The organism is Dehalococcoidia bacterium (assembly GCA_022449765.1).
Lineage (GTDB): Bacteria > Chloroflexota > Dehalococcoidia > Lucifugimonadales > Australimonadaceae > UBA2963.
The window spans coordinates 16,926-37,207 of record JAKUPZ010000015.1 but is presented as its reverse complement, the minus strand read 5'-3'; the positions used below and the strand labels follow the sequence as shown (position 1 = coordinate 37,207).

Here is a 20,282-nt window from a genome sequence, read left to right as displayed (position 1 = left end):
TTGATAGCAGTCGGGTTCTCGTTGCTGAGAATAGGGCAATTGACGGCTATGACCAGAATCTCTCAACAGGAGGAATTTTGGTTTATTCAGTAGATGAAAGAATTGCAACTGGAAAGGGACCTATTAAAGTCCAGGGTGATTATTCAGCTGACTGGCCTGACTCATCTGTTCTTCTTCAACCTGGAGAGAAAATCACTGTTACGGGGTATGAAATTTCTGTTACTTCGAAAGTTGGCAACAATTATTTCATAGAAATTTCAACCCCATAAAAGCCTTTTTGGAGAAACTGGTGTAGTAAGGAGGATATATACCTACCCTACCAAAGGGATATGGGCTTATTTACTCCTAAAATAATGGAGCCACCGAACGGATTTGAACCGTTGACCTGCTGTTTACGAAACAGCTGCTCTGCCCCTGAGCTACGGTGGCTAAACCTGATTCTTATTTTACTTTGAATTTTTCAATTAGCGATTAAATCCGAATTTTTGGTGGACGAGCAACCAATATCATGATCGCAGAAAGCAAGAATGTCCCTCCAAAAATCGTGAAGGCTATATGGTAGTCTCCTGAATAGTCTTTGATCGCTCCTGCAAGCAATGGTCCGATAGGGTTAATAAATGCTGTAATCAACCCCATCTGTGCACGAATGCCGCCAACTGATTTGCGGCCAAAATAATTTGGCACCACAATACGTTGACTTACAGTCCAACCTCCTTGAGCAATACCAAAAACTAAACCAAATAAGATAGATCCCGCGAATGTATCAGCGTTAACTATAATCACCATGGAAAGAAAATAGATACAAGAGACTATTGCTATCACATAGCGTACGTGCAACTTGTCCATGACCCAACCCCAAGGAACAGTCATGAGCGCAGAGGTCATAGCGAAGGTGAATACAACCAGCACAGAAGCCTCAAAATCTATCCCTTTAGCTTGGAAATGAGGAACTGCATGGAGGTTCGTAGCTGTCTGTGCCAAGAAGATTGTAGAAGTAGTAAGTAAAATCAGCCAAAATGCTAAGGTCTTACGTGCCTCTGCCACGGACCATACGGGATCAGTAGAATCGTCCGTTTTTTTATTATCTTTTGTATCAACCGGTATTTCGCCATCCGGTAATAATCCGTAATCCTCAGGGCGTCGACGAAGGTATATCAAAGCTGGAGCTGTAATTAGCAAGATCGCAGAAACAGCGAGAAGGCCATATGCCCAGCGCCAACTTAGCAGAATGATGATGGGAGTAGCTATTAACGGCACCAAGGCCTGTCCAAATCTAAGCCCAAATCCCGCAAAAGACGTCGCACTACCTCTTCTTCGTATAAACCAATTTGCAATAGCAACAGTAGTACCTAGCTGGACACCAGCGATGGCAAAACCTCTACCAATCCCAAAGAAAATCCACATTTGCCATGGAGCCTGCATGAAGGCAAGCCCAACCATACAGCCTGCAAGTACCATCCCTGAAATTGCTGTTACAGTTCTTGTACCGTAGCGATCCATGATTCGACCAACAAACGCAGTGAAAATAGAACCAGCAAAGCTACCTATGGTGAATGAAGCTGCTACTTCCCAGGCATGCCATCCTGTTTCTTCTCTTATGGGTTCAAACCAAACGCTTAGTACAGGTCCGTAAAAAACGACCGAAGCGAAAGAGACAATAAGGGAGGTGCTAGCAATTGCCCAGCCATAATAAATATTAAATGGCCAGAAGAATCCTGCCGGACTACGTGAATTCGAATCCTGTTTTGCCATTAATTCTTAGAAGGTAAATGGAAGAAATCAACTGCGTTCTGTACTATCATTTTATATACTTCTTCTTCCGGAACTCCTTTGAAATTATGCTCCATGACCATGTCAGAGTTGGGCCAATCCGACTCCTGATGAGGGAAATCTGCCGCCCAGATCAGACGATCGACATTCATATGATGACGGAGATCAACACCAGATCTATCTTGCTGAAAACCCCAGTAGAAATATTCATTAAGTAGCTCACTTGGCATTGCTTTTAATGGCTTAAATCCACTCATTTTTTCCGCCCAGTAAATGTGACGGTTGTAGCGAACATCAGCTATTTCAAGGAAGTAAGGAACCCAACCGATAGAAGTCTCTGCAAGGCAAACTCTGAGTTCTGGGTAACGATCAAATAAGCCAGAAAGTAGGAGTTGTACTGCATTAGTACCAGCCCCGCGAGCAGCAAATCTTTGAACTTGAAACGCAAGTTCCGTTGTTAATTTTGGGTCTTCTTTTGGATAGTCGAGTAATTTGCCTTCATGCCCAGTTTTTGCTAGCTCTACATGAATCGAAACAGGCATCTGCATATCTAGTGAAGCAGCCCAAAAGCGATCATCTTCGGGTAGCGGTTTGCCGCTCCCGTTGGGAAATGCCATTAATTGGACTCCTGTCAGCCCTGCCTTTTTGCAAAATTCCATCTCTGCAATTGCATCTTCAGTATTTGTAGCGGGAATTGCACCAATCCCAAATAGCCGGTCAGGAGCTTCAGCGCAATATTCCTCCCCCATCCAACTATTCCATCCTCGGAAAATCGCTTTTTGCAAAGATTCATCTTCTACCTTCATCCATAATCTAGGTCCAACCACAACTGCTGGATAAAGAATTTCACCATCCAAGCCATCTTGGATCTGCTCTTGCACTCGCTGCTCAGGTAATCCTGTTCCAGGGGTATCTTCATACGTCTGCCCGCCTGGGTACCATATATCCCGACCTTTGCCACCATATAGATCCATAGGATTCTGAGCTGCAGGGAGTGCTTCTAATTGAGTAGCATCTGCGCCCGTCTCAAGTTTAATCGTACGAGGAGCCTTGTCTCTAAATTTAGGATCTATCCTGTGAGTCCATCGCTCGTTAGGGACTTCAAGATGAGAGTCTCCTGAAATTCTCACGTATGGTGCCATCAACGCCTCCCCGATAACAATACTTGTCATTCATGACCGTAGTACTGCAAAGTTATGTTGTCAACGAGTAGAGTTGTTTGTAATCTTCGTCCCTCCTATCATTAGTAGTAGAAAAATTTAAGGATTCAATACAGATGGAATTTAACTACACCTATAAAGTAAAAGCCTCGACCAGTGAACTTTGGTCTTTCATAACAGACATTCCAACAGTAGGCCTATGTATTCCTGGAGCCACTGATGTTTCAGAAAATGAAGATGGTACTTATTCCGGAACTGTTAAGGTAAGAGTAGGCCCTGTTGCCTTGGGTCTTGCAGGGAAACTTTCTGTAGATAGTAGAGACGATAACAACCTGACAATAACTATGACTGGTGAAGGCGCAGATAGAAAAGTCCCAGGAAATGTACGTGTGAAAATTTCAATGTCAGTACAAAGCCCTGGCGACGGCTCTAGCGAGCTTGTTGTAAATTCGGAGGCCAATATCATGGGTAAGCTGGGTGAATTCGGCCAAGGGATCATCAAGAGAAAAGCAGATGGGATAATGAAAGACTTTGGCCAGAATTTAGCAAAACGCGTAGAAGCTTAATTCTTCCTAAGCTTCCCTGAAATATTTCGATAGAAATCGAAAATTATATTTGTTGCTTTATATGCATTTGCCCCTGCCTTTAAGCTGGTGAAAGCCTTTACTTTCAATTGCTTAGAATCTGCAAAAGAGCCGCTCAGTTTTCTAGTCTGCGGTAATACTCGTGCAATAGCATATATCCCACTCAAAATAATTCCCGTTGCTATGAAGCCTCTTGAAAATGGTCGGTTCGATAAAGGTAATGTTTTTTTTCTGTTCGGAGATTCGCTTAATTCTTCGACCTCCGGTTTTTGCACTTTACTCTTCTTTCGCATCATTTCGCGCCCCCGCAAACATCTAAACTATAATTTTAAATATATTTTGGCGGTAATACCTTAATTCTCCAATGCTTTCATATATATCATCAAGTGCTAGATGTGTACCTTTTTTAGGAAATTTTTCTAAATCCGGATACCATTTCTCTGCTAATCCTTTTATGGTGCTTACGTCAACGATACGGTAATGAAGATATGACTCTAGCTTCTTCATTTCTTTTCTCAAAAATAATCTATCCTGATGAACTGAGTTCCCACAAAGAGGAGATTCATGTACACCAACCCATTCTTTGACGAATTCCAGGGTAATTAGTTCTGCTTCCTCGATGCCAATATTTGAATCTTCAACTCGTTGTAGTAACCCGGATTTAGTGTGATGCTCAAAGCTCCAATTATCAATTCTGCTCAATTCCTTACTTGTTCGAGCAATTGCAATTACTGGACCTTCAGCTAGGGTGTTTAACTCACCGTCGGTAATAATCGTTGCAATTTCAAGCACGACATGAGTATCAGGATCTAATCCTGTCATCTCAAGGTCAATCCAAACCATTCGACTTAAATTAGCCACAAATTCCTTCCATCATAATCGTTTTTTAAATAGTTTTACTTCTTGTTCAGAGATACGCTGCACAGAGCCAACACTTAATTCACCTAGCTCAAAGTTTCCTATACGTATACGCTTCAGTCGCCTTACATTTCTACCCAATGCTGACATCAGCAACCTAATTTCACGTTTTTTCCCTTCTATCAAAATTAGATTGTACTGAGGGCTTGAGGGGCTCTTGCCTCTAATTGACTGAATTTTAGCTATTCCACTTTCAATCGTTATGCCTTTAACTAATTTTTTCTTATCCGTCTCTGAAAGAGTTGCATCCAATAATACTTCGTACTCTTTTTCCACCTCATAACGAGGATGGGTAATCTTATTTACAAATTCTCCATCATTAGATAAGACCATCAGCCCAGAGCTATATAAATCTAATCTTCCTGCAGGTACTAAACCCGGAAACCGAAGATTTTTGGGGACCAGATCAAGGATAGTCTGCCTACCTCTTTGATCGTTCACTGCAGATAAATATCCTCTTGGCTTATTCAACAGGATATAAATTTTCTCATTAACAGGCTTCTCTAGTTTTAATCCGTTTACTTTAATGCTATCTCTTGGGTCAACAGCGTAGTTTAGGTTCAGTATCTGAGACCCATTAACAAAAACCTGACCTTCCATAATCAATGAAGCAGATCTTCGGCGTGAACCAATCCCAGCAGAAACCAAATATTTTACAAGGGAATTATTTACAGCCATTCAACACCATATATGAAGAGTAGCACAGAGGATCGAACGACTGTTAGAATCAACTATCGCTGGTTTATAAGTCTTGCGTACCATAATAACTAGATTTAGGAATATTCATGAGTCAATTACTCGACAAGCTTGATCGAGCAGGAGATCGATTCGTCCAGCCACTAGGTTTTGGCGGTTCATCCAAAAGGGAAGATGTGTCGCCTATTTTGGTCTTAGGTGCAATCGATGCTAATCAAACCGATGAAACTAAAAAAGCAAATATTGCAAAACTTGATGGTGTTGTAATAAAGGCGACCGATAAAACAACCAAAGCAGCACTAGATAAATCAGCAAAGCTACTTAGCCCTTTGATGTTCGGGGTATGGAGCGCCACTCCTCAATCAAAGGAAATAAAAGGTATCGATTTTGAAATATTCGATGATTCTTCTACTACTGTAGGCTCTTTAACTGCAAATGAACGAACGTTCCTCATGACTGTAGACTTAGGGATAGATGAAGGCTTAACTAGGGCTATTGACCTACTACCTGTAAATGCCTTTATTATTCAGATCCTTGGCGGCAATGAACTCACCATAGATCATTTACTGCAGATCGGACGTATTAGTACAGCAACGTCCAAACCTGTATTCTTACACTTAAGCTCTATCCCATTAGATGATGAATTGAGAGGGCTCCGGGACGTAGGCATTGCGGCATTAATTATTGATTTGCAAGATAATTCCATTGAAGAATTTGCAAAGCTTCATACGTCATTACTAGCACTTCCTCAAAAAACACTTGACCGCGATCAAAGGAAGGTTAACTCATCGTTATCTAATAGGATTAGTACTGATCCTGATGACGAGTATGAAGAGGACTAGCAAATCTATAAATTGGTCAAAAAAGAATGCTACTAGCTCAAACTGATTTACTCCTTGATGACCCCTTCGCTTTCTTTGTTCTAATTACATGCATAAGCCTTTCATTGATTATAGGAATAACCTTCCATGAAGCTTCACATGCCTTTATAGCAAGAAAACTTGGTGACCCGACCTCAATGAGACTAGGCAGAATCACGCTTAATCCCAAAGCACATTTGGATCCTGCTGGAACAATTATGTTACTTATCCTTGGCTTCGGATGGGGTAAACCGGTACCTGTGGATCCACGCAATTTACGATTCGGGCGACAAGGGTTGGCAATTGTATCGCTAGCGGGACCGGCAGCAAATGTTCTCATCGCGTTAGGGCTAGCGCTGTTATTCCAAGTAGGTCTACTTGAAGCAGGAGATTTCAGTAGGTCAGAGCTAAGGACCCTAAATATACCTGCCTGGGTTAATATTGTTGCAACCTACAGTATTTTACTGAATCTAATTCTCGCTGCTTTCAACCTACTGCCCTTAGGACCATTAGATGGGGCAGGGATTCTTAGTGGGATAGTTCCAAGAAATTGGCTTCACTTAGTAGATAACTTTGAACGACTGGGGCTGATTTTATTGATCCTTATTATAGGGCTCTCAGTTCTAACAGACTTAAACCCGCTAGGGTTCGTTTTCCAGCCAGTCCTTCAATTTGGTGCATTTTTAATGAGGTAAATCATCGTGAATGTTTCGCGGAATGGATTTCATCCAATAACAATCGCTTCGTTGATTCAGCAATTCGGTTAATTTGCGCAATAGTTAATTTCTGGCCCATTATCTCGCGCTCATACGCTGAAATTACATTTATTAAAGATCGGTCAGTTGGAGTAATTAACGCCATAGGTACCTCAGTAAATATATGAATAGTAAACCGCAAAAGATTCTACATGTAACAACGTCCAAAATTTGGAATCAATTTCAAAGTCTTCCTTTTTATGAAACTGAATCCTTGAAAAATGAAGGCTTCATACATAATTGCACTAAAGGGCAATTACTTAATGTTATAGGGCGGCATTTTTCAAGTCACCAAGCTCTAATTCTGCTTGAAATCGAAACTGCGAAGCTTAAAAGCCCCCTATTGATGGAAGAATCGTATCCCAATGACTGGTATCCTCATATATACGGGCGATTAAACAAAGATGCAATAACTAGGGTTATACCAATAGAAGCAGATAGTTTCGGTTCTTTTATATTGCCTGATAACCTTTAGAGAGATCTTTATCCGCAATTTTTGATTTGGAGATCCATGGATACAGTTATTCAACAACCTCATAAACTTCGGGGGACGATCACACCTCCTGGTGACAAGTCAATCTCGCATAGGTCTGCAATATTTAACGCACTTGCCCGAGGAACTTCGCACATCAGTAATTACGGAACTGGAGCTGATGTTCAATCTACTTTAAAAGTACTCCGAGCACTCGGAGCAAAGATTAAAAAAACTGATGGATTAATCAATATTGTAGGCGGAGAATTAAAAGAGCCTTCAAATTTGCTATATACAGGAAATAGTGGAACCACTACACGGTTAATGGCTGGAGTGCTATCAGGTCAAAAATTCCTGTCCATAATGAGCGGAGATAAATCAATTCGCATGCGACCAATGGCAAGAATAGTCGACCCACTACGTGAAATGGGCGCTAGTATTGAAGGCAGGCAAGGCGGCAGACTTTGCCCACTTGTTTTCAAGCAATCTAATCTACATGGGATTGAATACGACATGCCAATTCCATCCGCTCAAGTAAAAAGCGCACTACTGTTGGCAGCGCTTTATGCAGACGGACCCACTATAATTCACCAACCTGCGTTTTCCAGAGACCACACTGAACTGATGTTCCGAGCAATGGGTATTAACGTTTCCGAGCACGGACTAAGCCTAAACATTGAACCTGGTCAACTTAATGCAATCGATGTCAATGTGCCTGCAGACATAAGTTCTGCAGCTTATTGGGTAGTGGCAGCAATTTGTCATTCTAATGCGAAAATAACTATTCAGAATGTGGGCATTAATCCTACTCGAACAGGAATACTTGACGCCCTAGAAATGATGGGAGCTTCAATCAACATAGAAAACAAAAGATTAGAAGGTGGAGAGTTAGTGGGGGACATTATTGCCGAATCAAGCGAATTGAACTCGGCCGTTATTGAAGGAGATTTGATTCCAAGATTAATCGACGAAATTCCAATACTCTCTCTTGCGGCATGCTTCGCCAAAGGAACTACAATTATTCGTGATGCAGAAGAACTTAGAATTAAGGAATCTGATCGAATTTTTGCAATGCAGAGTGAGCTTTCCCGCCTTGGTGCATTGGTTCAAGAAACCAAAGATGGCTTAATTATTACCGGAGGCAAACTACTCAAAGGCTCCAATCATCAAACCTATTCTGATCACAGGATCGCAATGACAATGGGTATCGCTGGCCTCCTTGCTTCTGGGCAAACCTACGTTCAAGATGCAGATGCTGCATCGATTTCATACCCTACTTTTTGGGAAGACTTAGAGTCTCTTAAGGTGGCGTAGGTTGATTAATCCTTTACTAGTCGTTATTTCAGGCCCATCTGGTGTAGGCAAAGACGCCATCCTTGAGCAATTGCGTATTCATCGTCCTGATTTTTCCTACGCAGTAACAGCTACAACGCGGCCAATGAGAGCTAATGAGAAAGACGGGTATGATTATATATTTCTGAGCAAAAATCAATTTTTAGATCTGCAGGCGAAAGATGAATTTTTAGAGCATGCCGAAGTCTATGGAAACCATTATGGTGTTCCTAAAAAACAAATCCGTGAAGCTTTGAATAACGCTACCAATGCCTTTGTAAAAATAGATGTTCAAGGAGCAAGAACCATCAAGTCTCTAGAACGAAATGCACTGCTCATATTTATTGCCCCTCCATCGTTAATGGAATTAGAGCGTAGATTGAGGGAACGAAAAGCCGATTCAGCTGCTCAAATGGACATTCGTATCGCCACCGCTAAGCACGAAATGGATCAGTCTAGTTGGTTTGATTCTGTCGTGATTAACGATACTGATAAGCTAGAGGATACGGTCGAACAAATATTAGAAATTGTAGCTTCAGAGCAAAATCGACCGGAATCTCAATCGATACGCCTTTAAAAATTACGAAACTTCTTTTCCACCATTTACTGCAAATAACTGACCAGTAATAAAGTCAGCGTCGTCTGAAAGCAAAAAAACCACAGTCCCAGTCAAGTCACTAGGGACTCCTCTACGACCGAAAGCACGTGAATCTTCGGGCGTAGCATTGGAACCCAATCGATCTATTTCCTGATCGGTACCGCCTGGAGCAAGTGTATTCACGCATATATTAAATTGGCCTAGCTCCCGACAAATTGAACGTGTGAACGCCATGATTGCACCTTTCGATGCAACATAGTGTGGATTACTATCATTAACCCTATTTGAGGTTCTCAACATTGTGGTAGAACCCACATTAATAATTTTCCCATACATCTGCTCACGCATGTACGGAAACACAGCGCGTGTACACAGGTACGTCCCTCGTGCATTAACATTGAACACACGATCCCACCATTCAGGGTCAACATCCATTAGTGACGGACCCGTAATGTTCTGCATTAATCCTGCATTGTTCAATAATCCGTCTATTTTCCCAAATTTCTCATACGCCCTAAGCGCTAAGTTTTCGGTTTGTTGCACATCAGTAACGTCAGTAGCTAAAGATATAACTTCTGCCCCTTCAGCCTTGCAAAGTTCTTCAGTCTCTTTGCAATCTCTCACATCAGTTACAACTAATTTAGCTCCCTCTTGGGCTAACCTAATTGCATAAGCCTGACCAAGGTGCCTTGCTGCCCCAGTAATGATTATTACTTTATCTTTTAATTTCATAGTTACCCCACAATTACCATATGAACTTCCCCCGGACCGTGAACCCCAACAGTTAAGGTTTGCTCTATGTCTGCAGTACGCGAGGGACCTGATATGAAATTATAATAGTTCGGTCCATGGCTCCTAGATTCCATTCTTTTGAGTCTGGTAATCGCAAAAAAATCGTCCAAATTCTCTAATATTTGGTCAGTCTCAACCAGCAATATCAAAACAGAAGGAGCCAGTGAGGTTAGTCGAGCTACTCCTTTACGCGGAATAACAGCGCAGCTTGCTGTTTCTGCTATAGCATATCCAACACCCGTTACGCCCATTTCAGACTTGAACGCAATGCTTTTTAATTGGCCTCTGCGGCGGGTACGGCTTGAAGCTAAAATTGTTGGAGGTGCTCCAACCGATCTCAAGCTTTTATCTACGTCTACCTTCTTAAAAATTTCTTCAGATGACCGAATAACGTTCTTTACTTTATGAGAACGTGCTACACGGGCAATAGTTGCTGCAGCATCCTCATAACTTTCAACCCTATGCACGTTCCAAGAGGCAAATGAAGCATTCTCCATTAAGCGATTAATATTTGTAAGCATACGAGCATCATTTCTGGCAACGATGGTCCGCACTTTTTCTCTTTGCCGCGCAATATTAGATTTTAGCGGAGGGTGATCAGGAGCATGCAGGATAGGATGAGTTCTACCCAAGGCTTCTCTCACCTTTTTTAGAAACGCTGATTTATTAGGATGTTCTGGTGGAATATATGGCACAGCTACTGATTCCTATTACCGTTATTTCCAGATAAACCGCTTTTCCATATATCACCAAAAGATTTGGGAGCCAATGCAGGGAAATCTCGAGAATTTGTCCATCCACTGACCATTGGAGCCCTTAATTTCTTGATCTTGCCGTTACGGCTAATTGGCTTAAGAAAAATCCTTGCTAATTTCACTCTGCGTTCAAGAGACTTCCGGTTACGTACGGTCTTATGCCATTGCCCAATAAACAGCCTTTCCATCCATGCAGAGCCTCTTTCAGACGATGAGCCTTCTGCAACTTTATGCCTCAAATGTAGTAATAACTTGGGGATATCGATTTTCACAGGGCATACATCTCTGCATGTCCCACATAAAGTGGAAGCATAGGGCAGATCACTCGCCACTTTCATATTAGTCATTGGGGGTGTGACAATTGCACCAATTGGACCGGAATATACCCAGCCATATGCATGTCCACCAATTTTTTTGTAAACCGGGCAATGATTTAAGCAAGCTCCGCACCTTATACACCGGAGTGCTTCCCTCATCTCTTCGTCTTTTAGCAGGTTCATTCTGCCGTTATCAACTATGACCAGGTGAAATTCCTCGGGTCCGTCTTCGTCACTTTGATTACGAGGTCCGCTTGCAAAGGTGTTATAACTAGTAATCCTTTGGCCTGTGGCTGAGCGTGGCAGAAGCCTAAGAAAAAGGGCCAAGTCTTCAATTGCAGGAACAATTTTCTCCATCCCAGCTAAAACCACATGTACTCGTGGGGCAGAGGTAGTCATCCTTCCGTTACCTTCATTTGTAACCAAACAAACAGTTCCTGTTTCGGCAACAACAAAATTAGCCCCACTAATGCCCATCTCAGCTGTTGCGAATTTCTCTCGTAGCGCGTCACGAGCATATATGCATAATCGTTTTATATCTTGAGTTGGTGCAGTCTTCAGCCAGTCCTGAAAAAGATCAGATACTTCCTCTTTTGTCTTGTGCATAGCTGGAGCAATGATATGAAAAGGAGTTTCTCCTGCCAGCTGAATAATATATTCCCCAAGATCGGTTTCTACAGGTTCAATCCCGGCTTTTTCAAGCACTTCATTAATACCCATCTCTTCAGAAACCATGGATTTACTTTTTATTACTGTTTTGACTTCGTTACGTTTAGCAATATCTAAGACAATTTGGTTAGCTTCGTTCGCATCGTTAGCAAAATGTACATAGCCACCATTTCTACGAACGTTTTTATCAACCAAGTCAAGATAGTAATCCAAGTTTTCAATGGTAGATTGCTTGATACTGGCAGCGCGTGTTCTTAATAGTTCCCAATTCTCTGCACCAATATCTTGGTCAATAATTGAAGAGCGAGCGCTCACAAAATGCTCCATCACATGGTCTAGGGAATGTTGGAGTTTCTCATTTTTAATAGCTTGTTTCGATATTTTCTTAAACTCAGCCGTTTTTACTTGAGCCACACTATTCACCTTCCGCCAATAATTCAGCAATGTGAACTGCTCGAACGTTTAGGTTTTTCCGTTGCATTGCCCCTCGAATCTGCATCAAACATCCACAGTCATTCGCAACTAAGGTACCTGCTCCAGAATCAATTATATTTTTAATTTTTTCTTCCAATATTGCTGCAGATATATCAGGAAATTTTACAGAAAAGAGGCCTCCGAATCCACAACAGGAATCAGAGTCGTGCATTTCTTGAATCTCTACACCATCCACATTTCCTATAAGTTCACGGGGTTCTTTTGAAATCCCCAATTCCCTTAACAGGTGGCATGCGTCATGGTACGTAATTAATCCATATGAAGAAGCCCCAACGTCTGATTGGCCAACTACATTTACAAGAAAATCAGAAAACTCATATGTCTTTTCCGCAATGGCTTTAGCTCGTTCGAGTTGCTCAGGGTCATCTTTAAATAACTCTTGATAATAAATTTTAATCATGCTCGTACAAGAGCCCGATGGAACTACGACGTGTTCTTCGTTTTCAAATAAATCCATGAAATGTTGAGCTACATCCGCAGCATCATTCCTGAACCCACCATTGAACGCAATTTGCCCGCAGCATGTTTGATCCTCGGGGAAGGAAACATCAACACCCTGTCCACGCAAAACTTTTACAACAGCCTCTCCAACTTCAGGGTAAAACTGATCAATAAGGCATGTTACACATAATGCAGCCTTTAATTTTGCTTTGGGCCTATTAGAAAAGCGGCTCCAGCCGCGACGTCGCACCACACGACGAAGGTAACAGATATTCGATAATAATGAAACTATTTGGGCGATATTTTTGTGAAAGGAATTTTGAAATTTGCTTCGAAGCATTTATCGCAAACTGCTGGGGGTACGATGCCCCAACGCATCAACCACCCAAAAGCGAAGCATCCAGCGCAAAATCCGACGAATGCCTCAAGTCCAGCAAATAAAACTAAGATTCCTATAAGAATTTGGCCCACTGAAAACATATCAAAACCATAAGTGAAAATTAAAGCGGCAAGTGAAAATGCCAAGCCAATCAGCTGAGCAAACTGCTTTGGGGGGCCCGCTACGTTCCGTGTTTTTTTTATAATTTTGGGAATAATAATTTTTGTGGCAATCAGGCCCATAGGACTTAATGTGGGACCCGTCAAAACTCGGGCAACAAACCCATAGGTCAAAATAAATAAAAGCCAATGTAGATCGGTAGCAATAATCGTGACACCTAGTATGAAGACCATAGAGGCAACGCTTCTTGCGGCGTACTCATTCACGGGATGCGGGAATGAAAATATAGTCCGTAAAGCAGAATCCGCTTTTATAGGATCTTGGTTCAAAGCGTACCTCTTTTAAAAACTGAGAGGGCCTGACCGGCCCTCTCAGTAAATTATTTTGCTATGCCGCTATCCAAAAAGCGGTGTCCAGATTTCTCGCCCGATCCACTCAAACAAAGCAGCCTCAGGCCAAATCATATATAGAATATTGTCAGCCATTATAAATTGGAACACTGTAACAAATGAAACAGTAATTAGAGCCGCCAAAATTCTCCATGAAAACAGCCAGGTCAGAGTAGCAGGAGGCTGGAAATTTCTAACTTGAGGAACATATATAAGGCCAAGAACCAATAGCCCTGCAAGCATGGGTGCAGCATCGGTAAAGGTATCCAAATATGGCATATCCTCAATCAAGCCCCAGTTATATGCAATTGTCTCGCCTGTACCAATCAGTGCGATTGCAACGAATGTACCTGATACTGCAGCCACTACTCCTGGCTTTTCGGGGGTTCCGCTCATGAGAAATATTGGCAATAAAGCCGCAAGTAATAGAGCTCCCCAGCGCAAGCCAACGATTCCCGTTGCCAATAGGAAAAGAAGCATCGTCAGACCGACTAGGAGAATAGCTCCTCTTGCACCCGGTAATGTCAAGCTGTGCATACCTAAATCCATAATGTCAGCTTGCCCAGAGTTGCCTCCCCGGATTTTTTCGCGCAAATTGAAGAACAATTGAATGCTCGCCAACAGTATTACTGTTGAGGACATTACAACAGGTAACATTCTTGAAGTTGAACTAAAGCCTGGCCATCCAAACGCCGGGATAGGAACCGAACTGAGAATGAAAGCAGTCCCACCACCAATAGCAAGAAATACAGGGAAATTACGAATATCATTTGTTCCCAAGGTAAGCACTAATTTCAATCCCTTGAAGAAAGAATTCGCTGGGATTAGAGGGGGGGTCCCTGTGCTGCTGTGATCATCCGCAGGCGAGTCGTCATTTTCTCTAATTAACTGCTGTGCTTTAGCCTGATTCTGTCCAGATCGATAGAACATGTATGCCGTAGCTACAGCTATAAATATCAGCCCTATGGTGAGTGGCCTACCCAAAACACCCGTAAACCCGTGGACGTTGACCGCAGACTGGAAATTCAACTCAATTATAGGACCAAGTATCACTCCCAAAAGTAAGGGAGGTCGCGGCCACTGGAATAATTTCATGATGATTCCAATTCCCATAAATACAAACATGATAGGAATTGCCAACCAGTTCGTCATATTGATGACACCGGTTAATATCGAAATAGGAATAACAATACCACCAATAACGGGGTATGGAACTTTGGTTAATTTCGCAAGATGACCAGTAGCTAAAATACCTAAGATGGTAACCATAAAGTTACCGATAGCCAAAGTTATAATTAACAGGATAGTTACATCTGCAAAGCGCCCTAACATCTGGGGACCAGGGGTAACGTCCATTGCAAGCATTGCTATAAGTACAAAGGCCCATGCCAGTCCCCCAGGGACACCTAGAGCAAGTGTAGGTATTGCCTGCCCAGCTTCTTTAGAGTTCTGTGCAGATTCAGCAAATAAAACCCCATCAAGAGAACCTTTACCAAATTGGCTCTTATCTTTTGACCAGAAAATACCAAAAGCATAGGAAAGCCAGTCAATTACTGCGGCACCTACTCCGGGTATGGCACCTAGCAGCACCCCAAAAATTGATTGTCGAATCATTATCGGCCAGCGACTAAGTCCTGCACGAGCACCACGCCATACTTCACCAGTGTTAATCACAGCATCACGTGGAGCAACCGGACGTCGGGCTATAGAAAGGTCAATCATTTCAGGTAGAGCAAAAAGACCTAGTGTGGTAGCAATCAACGGTAACCCAGACCACAAGCTAGGTTGCTGGAAAACAAATCGAACATCCCCAGTAATTGGGTTTATTCCGACCGTTCCGAAAAGCACTCCTAATGCACCTGCGGCCAGCCCTTTAACCATTGCTCCAGAACTAAGGGCGGAGACCATAGCTATTCCGAAAAATGCCATCGCCGCAATTTCGGGAAATCCAAAGGAAAGAACGAAAGGCTTAATGATAGGTACGAGAATAGCAAGTACCACTGCTCCGATTATTCCGCCTAATGCAGAAACTGCATATATTGCACCAAGAGTATGTGCCGCCTTACCTTGCCTAGCTAACTGATGCCCCTCTAAGAAGGTCACCTGAGTAGCTGCTCCAGGTTGTCCTAATAACACAGCAGGGATTGAGTCCAAAGTATTGTTCACGCCTGTCATAGAGGCAAGCATCACTAATCCAATAGCAGCTCTTTCACCGCGGAAAAAATCCACAATGAAAGGAATAGAGAGTGCCATAATTAGTACGCCTGAAGCGCCAGGGATAATACCGGTAACTGCCGCAACCAGCACAGCTCCCGTAACTGCAATCCAATAAACTGGATCCGCCAGGCTTCCAAATGCCTGGCCTACCTCATGAGCCCATTCGCCTTCCAAGAGACATCACCTCTCGCGCAGCAGCGCCACACTTACTATCGTGCCAAGATACTCATAATAAATTTATTAATCAACATTATTATGTGCCGAAGGGGCATCAATTTTGATGCCCCTTCGCTAATTCGTACTTATTCCTCTCTTATTAGAGGTCTATTTCACGTATTTCGCATGGACAGCTTCGATGATTTTATCTACATCATCTTTCTTGTCCAAAAATGCTTGAGTAGTTTCAATAAGCTGCTGTTGAGCGGCTTCACCACCCGAGAAGTTATTCTTAATTCCTGTAAATCCTTGCATGTCTGAAGCAAATTTTTCGTCATTCATCGCATCAGCAAGAGCATTCCTTAATGCATTCGCAACGCCCTTTTCCATACCCGGAGGTCCAACTACGTTCTTTGCTGCGTAAATCTGAGGTCCACGGAATGCGTTGTAGATAGCAGTTTGAGCTTCGTCCAAATGCGCATCAGCAACGTTCGGGCAATGGAAATCCATCTGTCCATTGTTACCTAAATCAAATCCGGGAACTGACATGTCAGCGAATGGTCGAATAAATCCATTTGGAAGCCAATCTGGCCTCGTGCGAGGGAACTGGTCCCATAAGGTACCTGATAACCAGGAATTAACATCACCACGTTCCATCATCAAGTACTGTTCAGCAGAACCTGCTGCTGCAACGTTTCTAATCTCTAATGGAACATTGAATTCATCAGCAAGCCACCCCAAAACACCGTAAGAACCGAGGTCAGCAGGTGTTGGTGCGCTCTGGCCAATAGTTAAAGTCTCTGAGCCGCCCCATGCCGATTCAAAACAATCATATCCCATTTCACCGTTAATAACCCAAAGCCCTTCTCTACCGGAAGTAACACCAATCATGGTTACTTCACGCATATCAAATTGGGCACCAGGTGCGGTCATGTCAAAAATACCGGGTGTTGCTTCTACAGCCAGAGTAAGACCATCAGGCTTGGAATTCCAAACGAAGTTTCGTTCGGTCAAAACTGGAGTCATATTCGTAACTACGATTCGTGGTTTCCCTGGAATGAATTCCGGCCAAGCTTTAGACATGTATCTTGCTTGAGCGTCAGTTCCACCGCCTGGGTTAAATCCAACCATTATGCGAATCGTCTTACCTTTGAAATAAGCTTCTGCATCAAACTCTGGCTCTTTAGGAGCAGGAGTAGGAGTGGCAGTAGGATCTGGAGTAACCCCAGGTTTTGGGGTTGCCGTAGGTGCAGGCACAGGGGTTGCTGTAGCTGCAGGCTTAGGTGTTGGGGTTGGATCATCCCCTCCACATGCAATTAACACGAGAGCAAGCACGAGGCTCATCACGCCAACGGCTGCTAACTTTTTACCTATCCTTAACATCGTTTCCTCCCAACCTCATTTGGACAAGGCAGTATTAGACGTAGCTAATGCGCTATGTCGAGGCGTTACCCTATCGGTCGCGGCTCCTAGTGTCAATTTTTTTTAAGCCTAATTTCAAAATTACTCCGAAATTGGCAATAAACACAAAACGAGCCGCTAAAAATAGCGGCTCGTTTTATTAAAACTACTTAAGTCTACTTAACGTATTTCTCAAAAGCGGCTTTAGATATGTCATCAATCTTACTAGCATTATCTATAAATGCTTGTGTAGTTTCCCTCAATTCTTTTTGAGCCTGTGCTCCAGGCGTAAAGTTATTTGGAATACCTGTAAATCGTGTTTGATCAGCAGCATATTCCTCGTCAGCCATAGCTGCACTCAAAGCGTCTCGCAGGGCTTTCAGCGGGCCTTCAGCCATGTTTGGTGGGCCAATGATGTTCTTAGATGCATAAGTCCGTGGACCTGTAATTGCCAACCAAGTTGGTAATTGATCATCCTTATCAAAGAAGCTCTCTACTTTGGCACAATCATATGGACCTTCAGCATTCGATCCAAGTTCAAAACCAGGGAAGGACATGTCTGCGAATGGTTTTAAGAATCCACTCTCGATCCAACCTGGTCGTGTAATAGGTAGCTGATTCCAAACTGTTGACGAAGTCCAGCTATTAACATCGCCTCTCTCTAGCATTAGGTATTGCTCAGCGGATCCCGCGGCGGCAACATTCTTAATTTCCAAAGGAATATTAAATTGGTCTGCCATCCATGGGATTGCGACAACGGAACCAAGATCAGCAGGGGTAGGAGCAGACGTTCCAACAGTCAATGTAGGTCCTGTCGAATTGAACGCTGTCTCTAAACAGCCATATCCTGTACTTCCAAGGGTCATCCAGAATTGGTCTTTCCCTGAGGTAACACCAATCATTGAAACCTCTCGCATATCAAACTCAGCACTAGGTATGTTCATATCGTAGATACCTGCGGTTGCCTCTACTGAAAGGGTCAAGCCATCAGGCTTTGAATTCCAAACGAAATTACGCTGAGTTACGTCAGGAGTCATATTCGTAACAACGATGCGGGGCTTACCAGGTATGTATTTCGGCCAAGCTCGGGACATAAATCTTGCTTGTGCGTCAGTACCACCACCAGGGTTGTAGCCAACCATCATACGAATAGTTTTGCCTTTAAAATACCCTTCTGCATCAAATGTAGGTGCAGGTTTTGGCGTAGCTGTAGGAGCTGGGGTAACACCTGGTTTTGGCGTTGCCGTAGGAGCCGGAACTGGTGTTGCAGTAGGTGCAGCAGCAGCAGACGCAGCCGGTTTCGGCGTAGGTGTGGGATCATCCCCACAAGCTACGACTACTATCCCTAGAGTCAATGCCATAACTGCAAATAGCAATATACTTCGAACATTCTTCATGGACGTACGACCTCCCTAACATAATTATCCGTGTGATCCATACTAGCTGATTAAGTGCAATCAAACTTATTGAGCTACCCTAACGCGTGTGTAGGCTCACGTCAATTTAATATTCCCATAATCATTTATGAACATATTATTCCATCTTGTTATACCCTCTACAATACCTATAAGGAGGGATTATGGGAAAGAGGCAAACAATTCACATTCCAGGGGTCGAACACAACGCTCCGATACCCTACGGTGCCCGAGTGGGAAATATAATTTACAGCTCTGCTATACAGGGCATTAACGCAGACACCGGTGAACTCTCGGACGACGTATATGAACAAGCACGGCAATGTTTTCGAAATATGCTGACTTTTTTACAATATGCCGGGGCAACTTCAGATGACATAGTGAGGCTAACTTGCTTTTTGTCTGATTTAAAAGATAGGCCGGCATTGAATGAGCCTTGGTTATCACTCTTCCCAGATCCTGACGATAGACCTGCTAGGCATACTTCAAAGTATGATCCTCCTCCAGGAGGGATGAAAGTTCAAATAGAAGTAATAGCAGTCGTTGACAATTAGTAAATATCAAGCGTGAAACGAGGATTCGGGACACCTTCTGTTTTATAATCTAGAATTGAATTTGCTAAGGAATGCGCAACTACTTCTTCAATAATTAAAACCGTATTACCTTCAAATGCGTAGGCAATATCTGCGGCGCCCCTCTGGTCTATTACTATTCCCCAGTCACCTTGGCCTGTCCACACTGGAGGTACAGCCAAGCGTAAAATTTGCCCTGGCTCAAGTTTTTGCGCTTGCGAAACGACTTTGAGCTGCAATTTAGCTTCGGAAGTTACTTCTAACATTTATTCTTTTACCACCAGTACACCATCTTCATAATCGAGCAATTTCCCTGACATCTCCATGCTAGCTTCAGCGCACAATACAAATCTGGGGCCAACATAGTCAGGTCCAGGCATACGATTACGTGCCTCTTCAGGCGCATCCTCAGTAGCAATGGCTGCACCTGGTGAAATGATCACCACACATATGTTGGAATCGCGTACCTCTTCAGCATGGAACTTCGTGAATGTAATTAGAGAGTCTTTGGCTGTTGCATAGGCTAGAGCACCCGGAGGAGTCACGCCTCCCCCGCCATGCAAATTTATTATGTGCCCGCTTCTTTTTTCCCGCATATAGGGGACAGTATGCTTAGAAACTAAAAATGTCCCTCGAAGAGCAACTCCTAGGACAGTATCCCAGAAAAATGAAGTATCCATATCTTCGACTTTAGGCCAGCGCTCCTTATCTTTCCACATAAAATGTGGTACTACTGCAGCGTCGTTTACAAGAATATCGATCGACCCAAAAGTTTCATACACATACTCGGTCATTGCTTGAACCGAACTTTCATTAGTTACATCTGTGGGAATAGCCAATGACTTGACTCCTTTTTCCCCTAGTTCGCCAGACGTTTGTAAAAGGCGCTGCTCATCAATGTCAGCTATCGCGACATTGGCTCCCTGGTCAGCAAATGAGTGAGCAATAAAACGCCCTATCCCTTTTGCTCCCCCTGTCACAATTACGGATTTTCCTGCAACCATAATATTCACCATGCA

At 43.1% G+C, this 20,282-nt stretch carries 24 protein-coding genes and 1 tRNA gene; 8 read left to right on the top strand and 17 right to left on the bottom strand.

What is annotated here, in order from left to right; translation table 11 throughout:
• Positions 1–269, top strand: a 269-nt coding sequence (locus MK127_07320) for a hypothetical protein (GenBank protein MCH2532600.1), incomplete at its 5' end; no start/stop codon positions are given.
• 85 nt (positions 270–354) lie between these two features.
• On the opposite strand, the gene MK127_07315 is transcribed toward MK127_07320, so the two are convergent.
• From MK127_07315 to MK127_07305, 3 genes are all read right to left on the bottom strand, one after another.
• Positions 355–429: transfer RNA gene (locus MK127_07315), tRNA-Thr, on the bottom strand.
• 42 nt (positions 430–471) lie between these two features.
• Positions 472–1,752, bottom strand: a complete 1,281-nt coding sequence (locus MK127_07310) for an MFS transporter (GenBank protein MCH2532599.1) — start codon at positions 1,750–1,752, stop codon at positions 472–474.
• The gene (locus tag MK127_07305) at positions 1,752–2,912 is read right to left on the bottom strand and encodes an amidohydrolase (protein ID MCH2532598.1); all 1,161 of its coding nucleotides are present in this window, start codon (positions 2,910–2,912) and stop codon (positions 1,752–1,754) included. The genes MK127_07310 and MK127_07305 overlap by 1 nt, the downstream gene beginning before the upstream one ends.
• A 134-nt stretch (positions 2,913–3,046) precedes the next feature.
• Here MK127_07305 and MK127_07300 point away from each other — a divergent pair, with 134 nt between their 5' ends.
• Complete coding sequence (locus MK127_07300) at positions 3,047–3,496, top strand: SRPBCC family protein (GenBank protein MCH2532597.1); 450 nt, start codon at positions 3,047–3,049, stop codon at positions 3,494–3,496.
• On the opposite strand, the gene MK127_07295 is transcribed toward MK127_07300, so the two are convergent.
• Genes MK127_07295 through MK127_07285 form a run of 3 tightly spaced genes read right to left on the bottom strand, consistent with a single transcriptional unit; the run spans position 3,493 to position 5,110 of the window.
• On the bottom strand, positions 3,493–3,810 hold the full coding sequence (locus tag MK127_07295; GenBank protein MCH2532596.1) for a hypothetical protein: 318 nt from the start codon (positions 3,808–3,810) through the stop codon (positions 3,493–3,495). The two genes, MK127_07300 and MK127_07295, sit on opposite strands and share 4 nt — an antisense overlap.
• A gap of 19 nt (positions 3,811–3,829) precedes the next feature.
• The gene (gene orn, locus MK127_07290) at positions 3,830–4,357 is read right to left on the bottom strand and encodes an oligoribonuclease (GenBank protein ID MCH2532595.1); all 528 of its coding nucleotides are present in this window, start codon (positions 4,355–4,357) and stop codon (positions 3,830–3,832) included.
• A gap of 30 nt (positions 4,358–4,387) precedes the next feature.
• A complete protein-coding gene (locus MK127_07285; GenBank protein MCH2532594.1) occupies positions 4,388–5,110 on the bottom strand; it encodes an rRNA pseudouridine synthase in 723 nt (240 codons plus the stop codon).
• 107 nt (positions 5,111–5,217) lie between these two features.
• Between MK127_07285 and MK127_07280 the strand changes: the two genes are divergently transcribed.
• Positions 5,218–5,970: a hypothetical protein gene (locus MK127_07280; protein MCH2532593.1), complete on the top strand. Its 753-nt coding sequence runs from the start codon at positions 5,218–5,220 to the stop codon at positions 5,968–5,970.
• A gap of 26 nt (positions 5,971–5,996) precedes the next feature.
• Positions 5,997–6,683, top strand: coding sequence for a site-2 protease family protein (locus MK127_07275; protein MCH2532592.1), 687 nt, complete (start codon positions 5,997–5,999; stop codon positions 6,681–6,683).
• Between the two features lies 1 nt (position 6,684).
• Here the strand turns inward: MK127_07275 and MK127_07270 are convergent, their stop codons facing one another.
• On the bottom strand, positions 6,685–6,849 hold the full coding sequence (locus tag MK127_07270; GenBank protein MCH2532591.1) for a hypothetical protein: 165 nt from the start codon (positions 6,847–6,849) through the stop codon (positions 6,685–6,687).
• Positions 6,850–6,867: 18 nt separating this feature from the next.
• Here MK127_07270 and MK127_07265 point away from each other — a divergent pair, with 18 nt between their 5' ends.
• The 3 genes from MK127_07265 to gmk are packed head-to-tail and all read left to right on the top strand — an operon-like array spanning position 6,868 to position 9,124.
• A complete protein-coding gene (locus tag MK127_07265) occupies positions 6,868–7,218 on the top strand; it encodes a DUF952 domain-containing protein (protein MCH2532590.1) in 351 nt (116 codons plus the stop codon).
• A gap of 36 nt (positions 7,219–7,254) precedes the next feature.
• Positions 7,255–8,529 carry a 3-phosphoshikimate 1-carboxyvinyltransferase gene (gene aroA, locus MK127_07260; protein ID MCH2532589.1) on the top strand — a complete coding sequence of 425 codons (1,275 nt, stop codon included), beginning with the start codon at positions 7,255–7,257 and terminating at the stop codon, positions 8,527–8,529.
• Between the two features lies 1 nt (position 8,530).
• Positions 8,531–9,124 (top strand): guanylate kinase, encoded by a 594-nt coding sequence (gmk, locus tag MK127_07255; GenBank protein MCH2532588.1) that lies wholly within the window; start codon positions 8,531–8,533, stop codon positions 9,122–9,124.
• A gap of 3 nt (positions 9,125–9,127) precedes the next feature.
• On the opposite strand, the gene MK127_07250 is transcribed toward gmk, so the two are convergent.
• The 8 genes from MK127_07250 to MK127_07215 form a co-directional block, all read right to left on the bottom strand.
• Complete coding sequence (locus MK127_07250; GenBank protein ID MCH2532587.1) at positions 9,128–9,877, bottom strand: SDR family oxidoreductase; 750 nt, start codon at positions 9,875–9,877, stop codon at positions 9,128–9,130.
• A 2-nt stretch (positions 9,878–9,879) separates the two neighbouring features.
• Positions 9,880–10,632 (bottom strand): lactate utilization protein, encoded by a 753-nt coding sequence (locus tag MK127_07245; GenBank protein ID MCH2532586.1) that lies wholly within the window; start codon positions 10,630–10,632, stop codon positions 9,880–9,882.
• A 2-nt stretch (positions 10,633–10,634) separates the two neighbouring features.
• The gene (locus MK127_07240) at positions 10,635–12,092 is read right to left on the bottom strand and encodes a LutB/LldF family L-lactate oxidation iron-sulfur protein (GenBank protein MCH2532585.1); all 1,458 of its coding nucleotides are present in this window, start codon (positions 12,090–12,092) and stop codon (positions 10,635–10,637) included.
• A gap of 1 nt (position 12,093) precedes the next feature.
• Positions 12,094–12,867 carry a (Fe-S)-binding protein gene (locus tag MK127_07235; protein MCH2532584.1) on the bottom strand — a complete coding sequence of 258 codons (774 nt, stop codon included), beginning with the start codon at positions 12,865–12,867 and terminating at the stop codon, positions 12,094–12,096.
• A 35-nt stretch (positions 12,868–12,902) separates the two neighbouring features.
• A complete protein-coding gene (locus MK127_07230; protein ID MCH2532583.1) occupies positions 12,903–13,442 on the bottom strand; it encodes a DUF4395 domain-containing protein in 540 nt (179 codons plus the stop codon).
• Between the two features lie 66 nt (positions 13,443–13,508).
• Positions 13,509–15,893: a tripartite tricarboxylate transporter permease gene (locus MK127_07225; GenBank protein ID MCH2532582.1), complete on the bottom strand. Its 2,385-nt coding sequence runs from the start codon at positions 15,891–15,893 to the stop codon at positions 13,509–13,511.
• Between the two features lie 150 nt (positions 15,894–16,043).
• The gene (locus MK127_07220) at positions 16,044–17,258 is read right to left on the bottom strand and encodes a hypothetical protein (GenBank protein ID MCH2532581.1); all 1,215 of its coding nucleotides are present in this window, start codon (positions 17,256–17,258) and stop codon (positions 16,044–16,046) included.
• Positions 17,259–17,452: 194 nt separating this feature from the next.
• The gene (locus MK127_07215; protein MCH2532580.1) at positions 17,453–18,673 is read right to left on the bottom strand and encodes a hypothetical protein; all 1,221 of its coding nucleotides are present in this window, start codon (positions 18,671–18,673) and stop codon (positions 17,453–17,455) included.
• Between the two features lie 182 nt (positions 18,674–18,855).
• Here MK127_07215 and MK127_07210 point away from each other — a divergent pair, with 182 nt between their 5' ends.
• Entirely contained in the window at positions 18,856–19,245 is a 390-nt protein-coding gene (locus tag MK127_07210; protein MCH2532579.1) for a RidA family protein, read from the top strand.
• Here MK127_07210 and MK127_07205 read toward each other — a convergent pair.
• A complete protein-coding gene (locus tag MK127_07205; protein ID MCH2532578.1) occupies positions 19,242–19,529 on the bottom strand; it encodes a hypothetical protein in 288 nt (95 codons plus the stop codon). The two genes, MK127_07210 and MK127_07205, sit on opposite strands and share 4 nt — an antisense overlap.
• A complete protein-coding gene (locus tag MK127_07200) occupies positions 19,530–20,267 on the bottom strand; it encodes an SDR family NAD(P)-dependent oxidoreductase (protein ID MCH2532577.1) in 738 nt (245 codons plus the stop codon).
• Between the last annotated feature and the right edge of the window lie 15 nt (positions 20,268–20,282).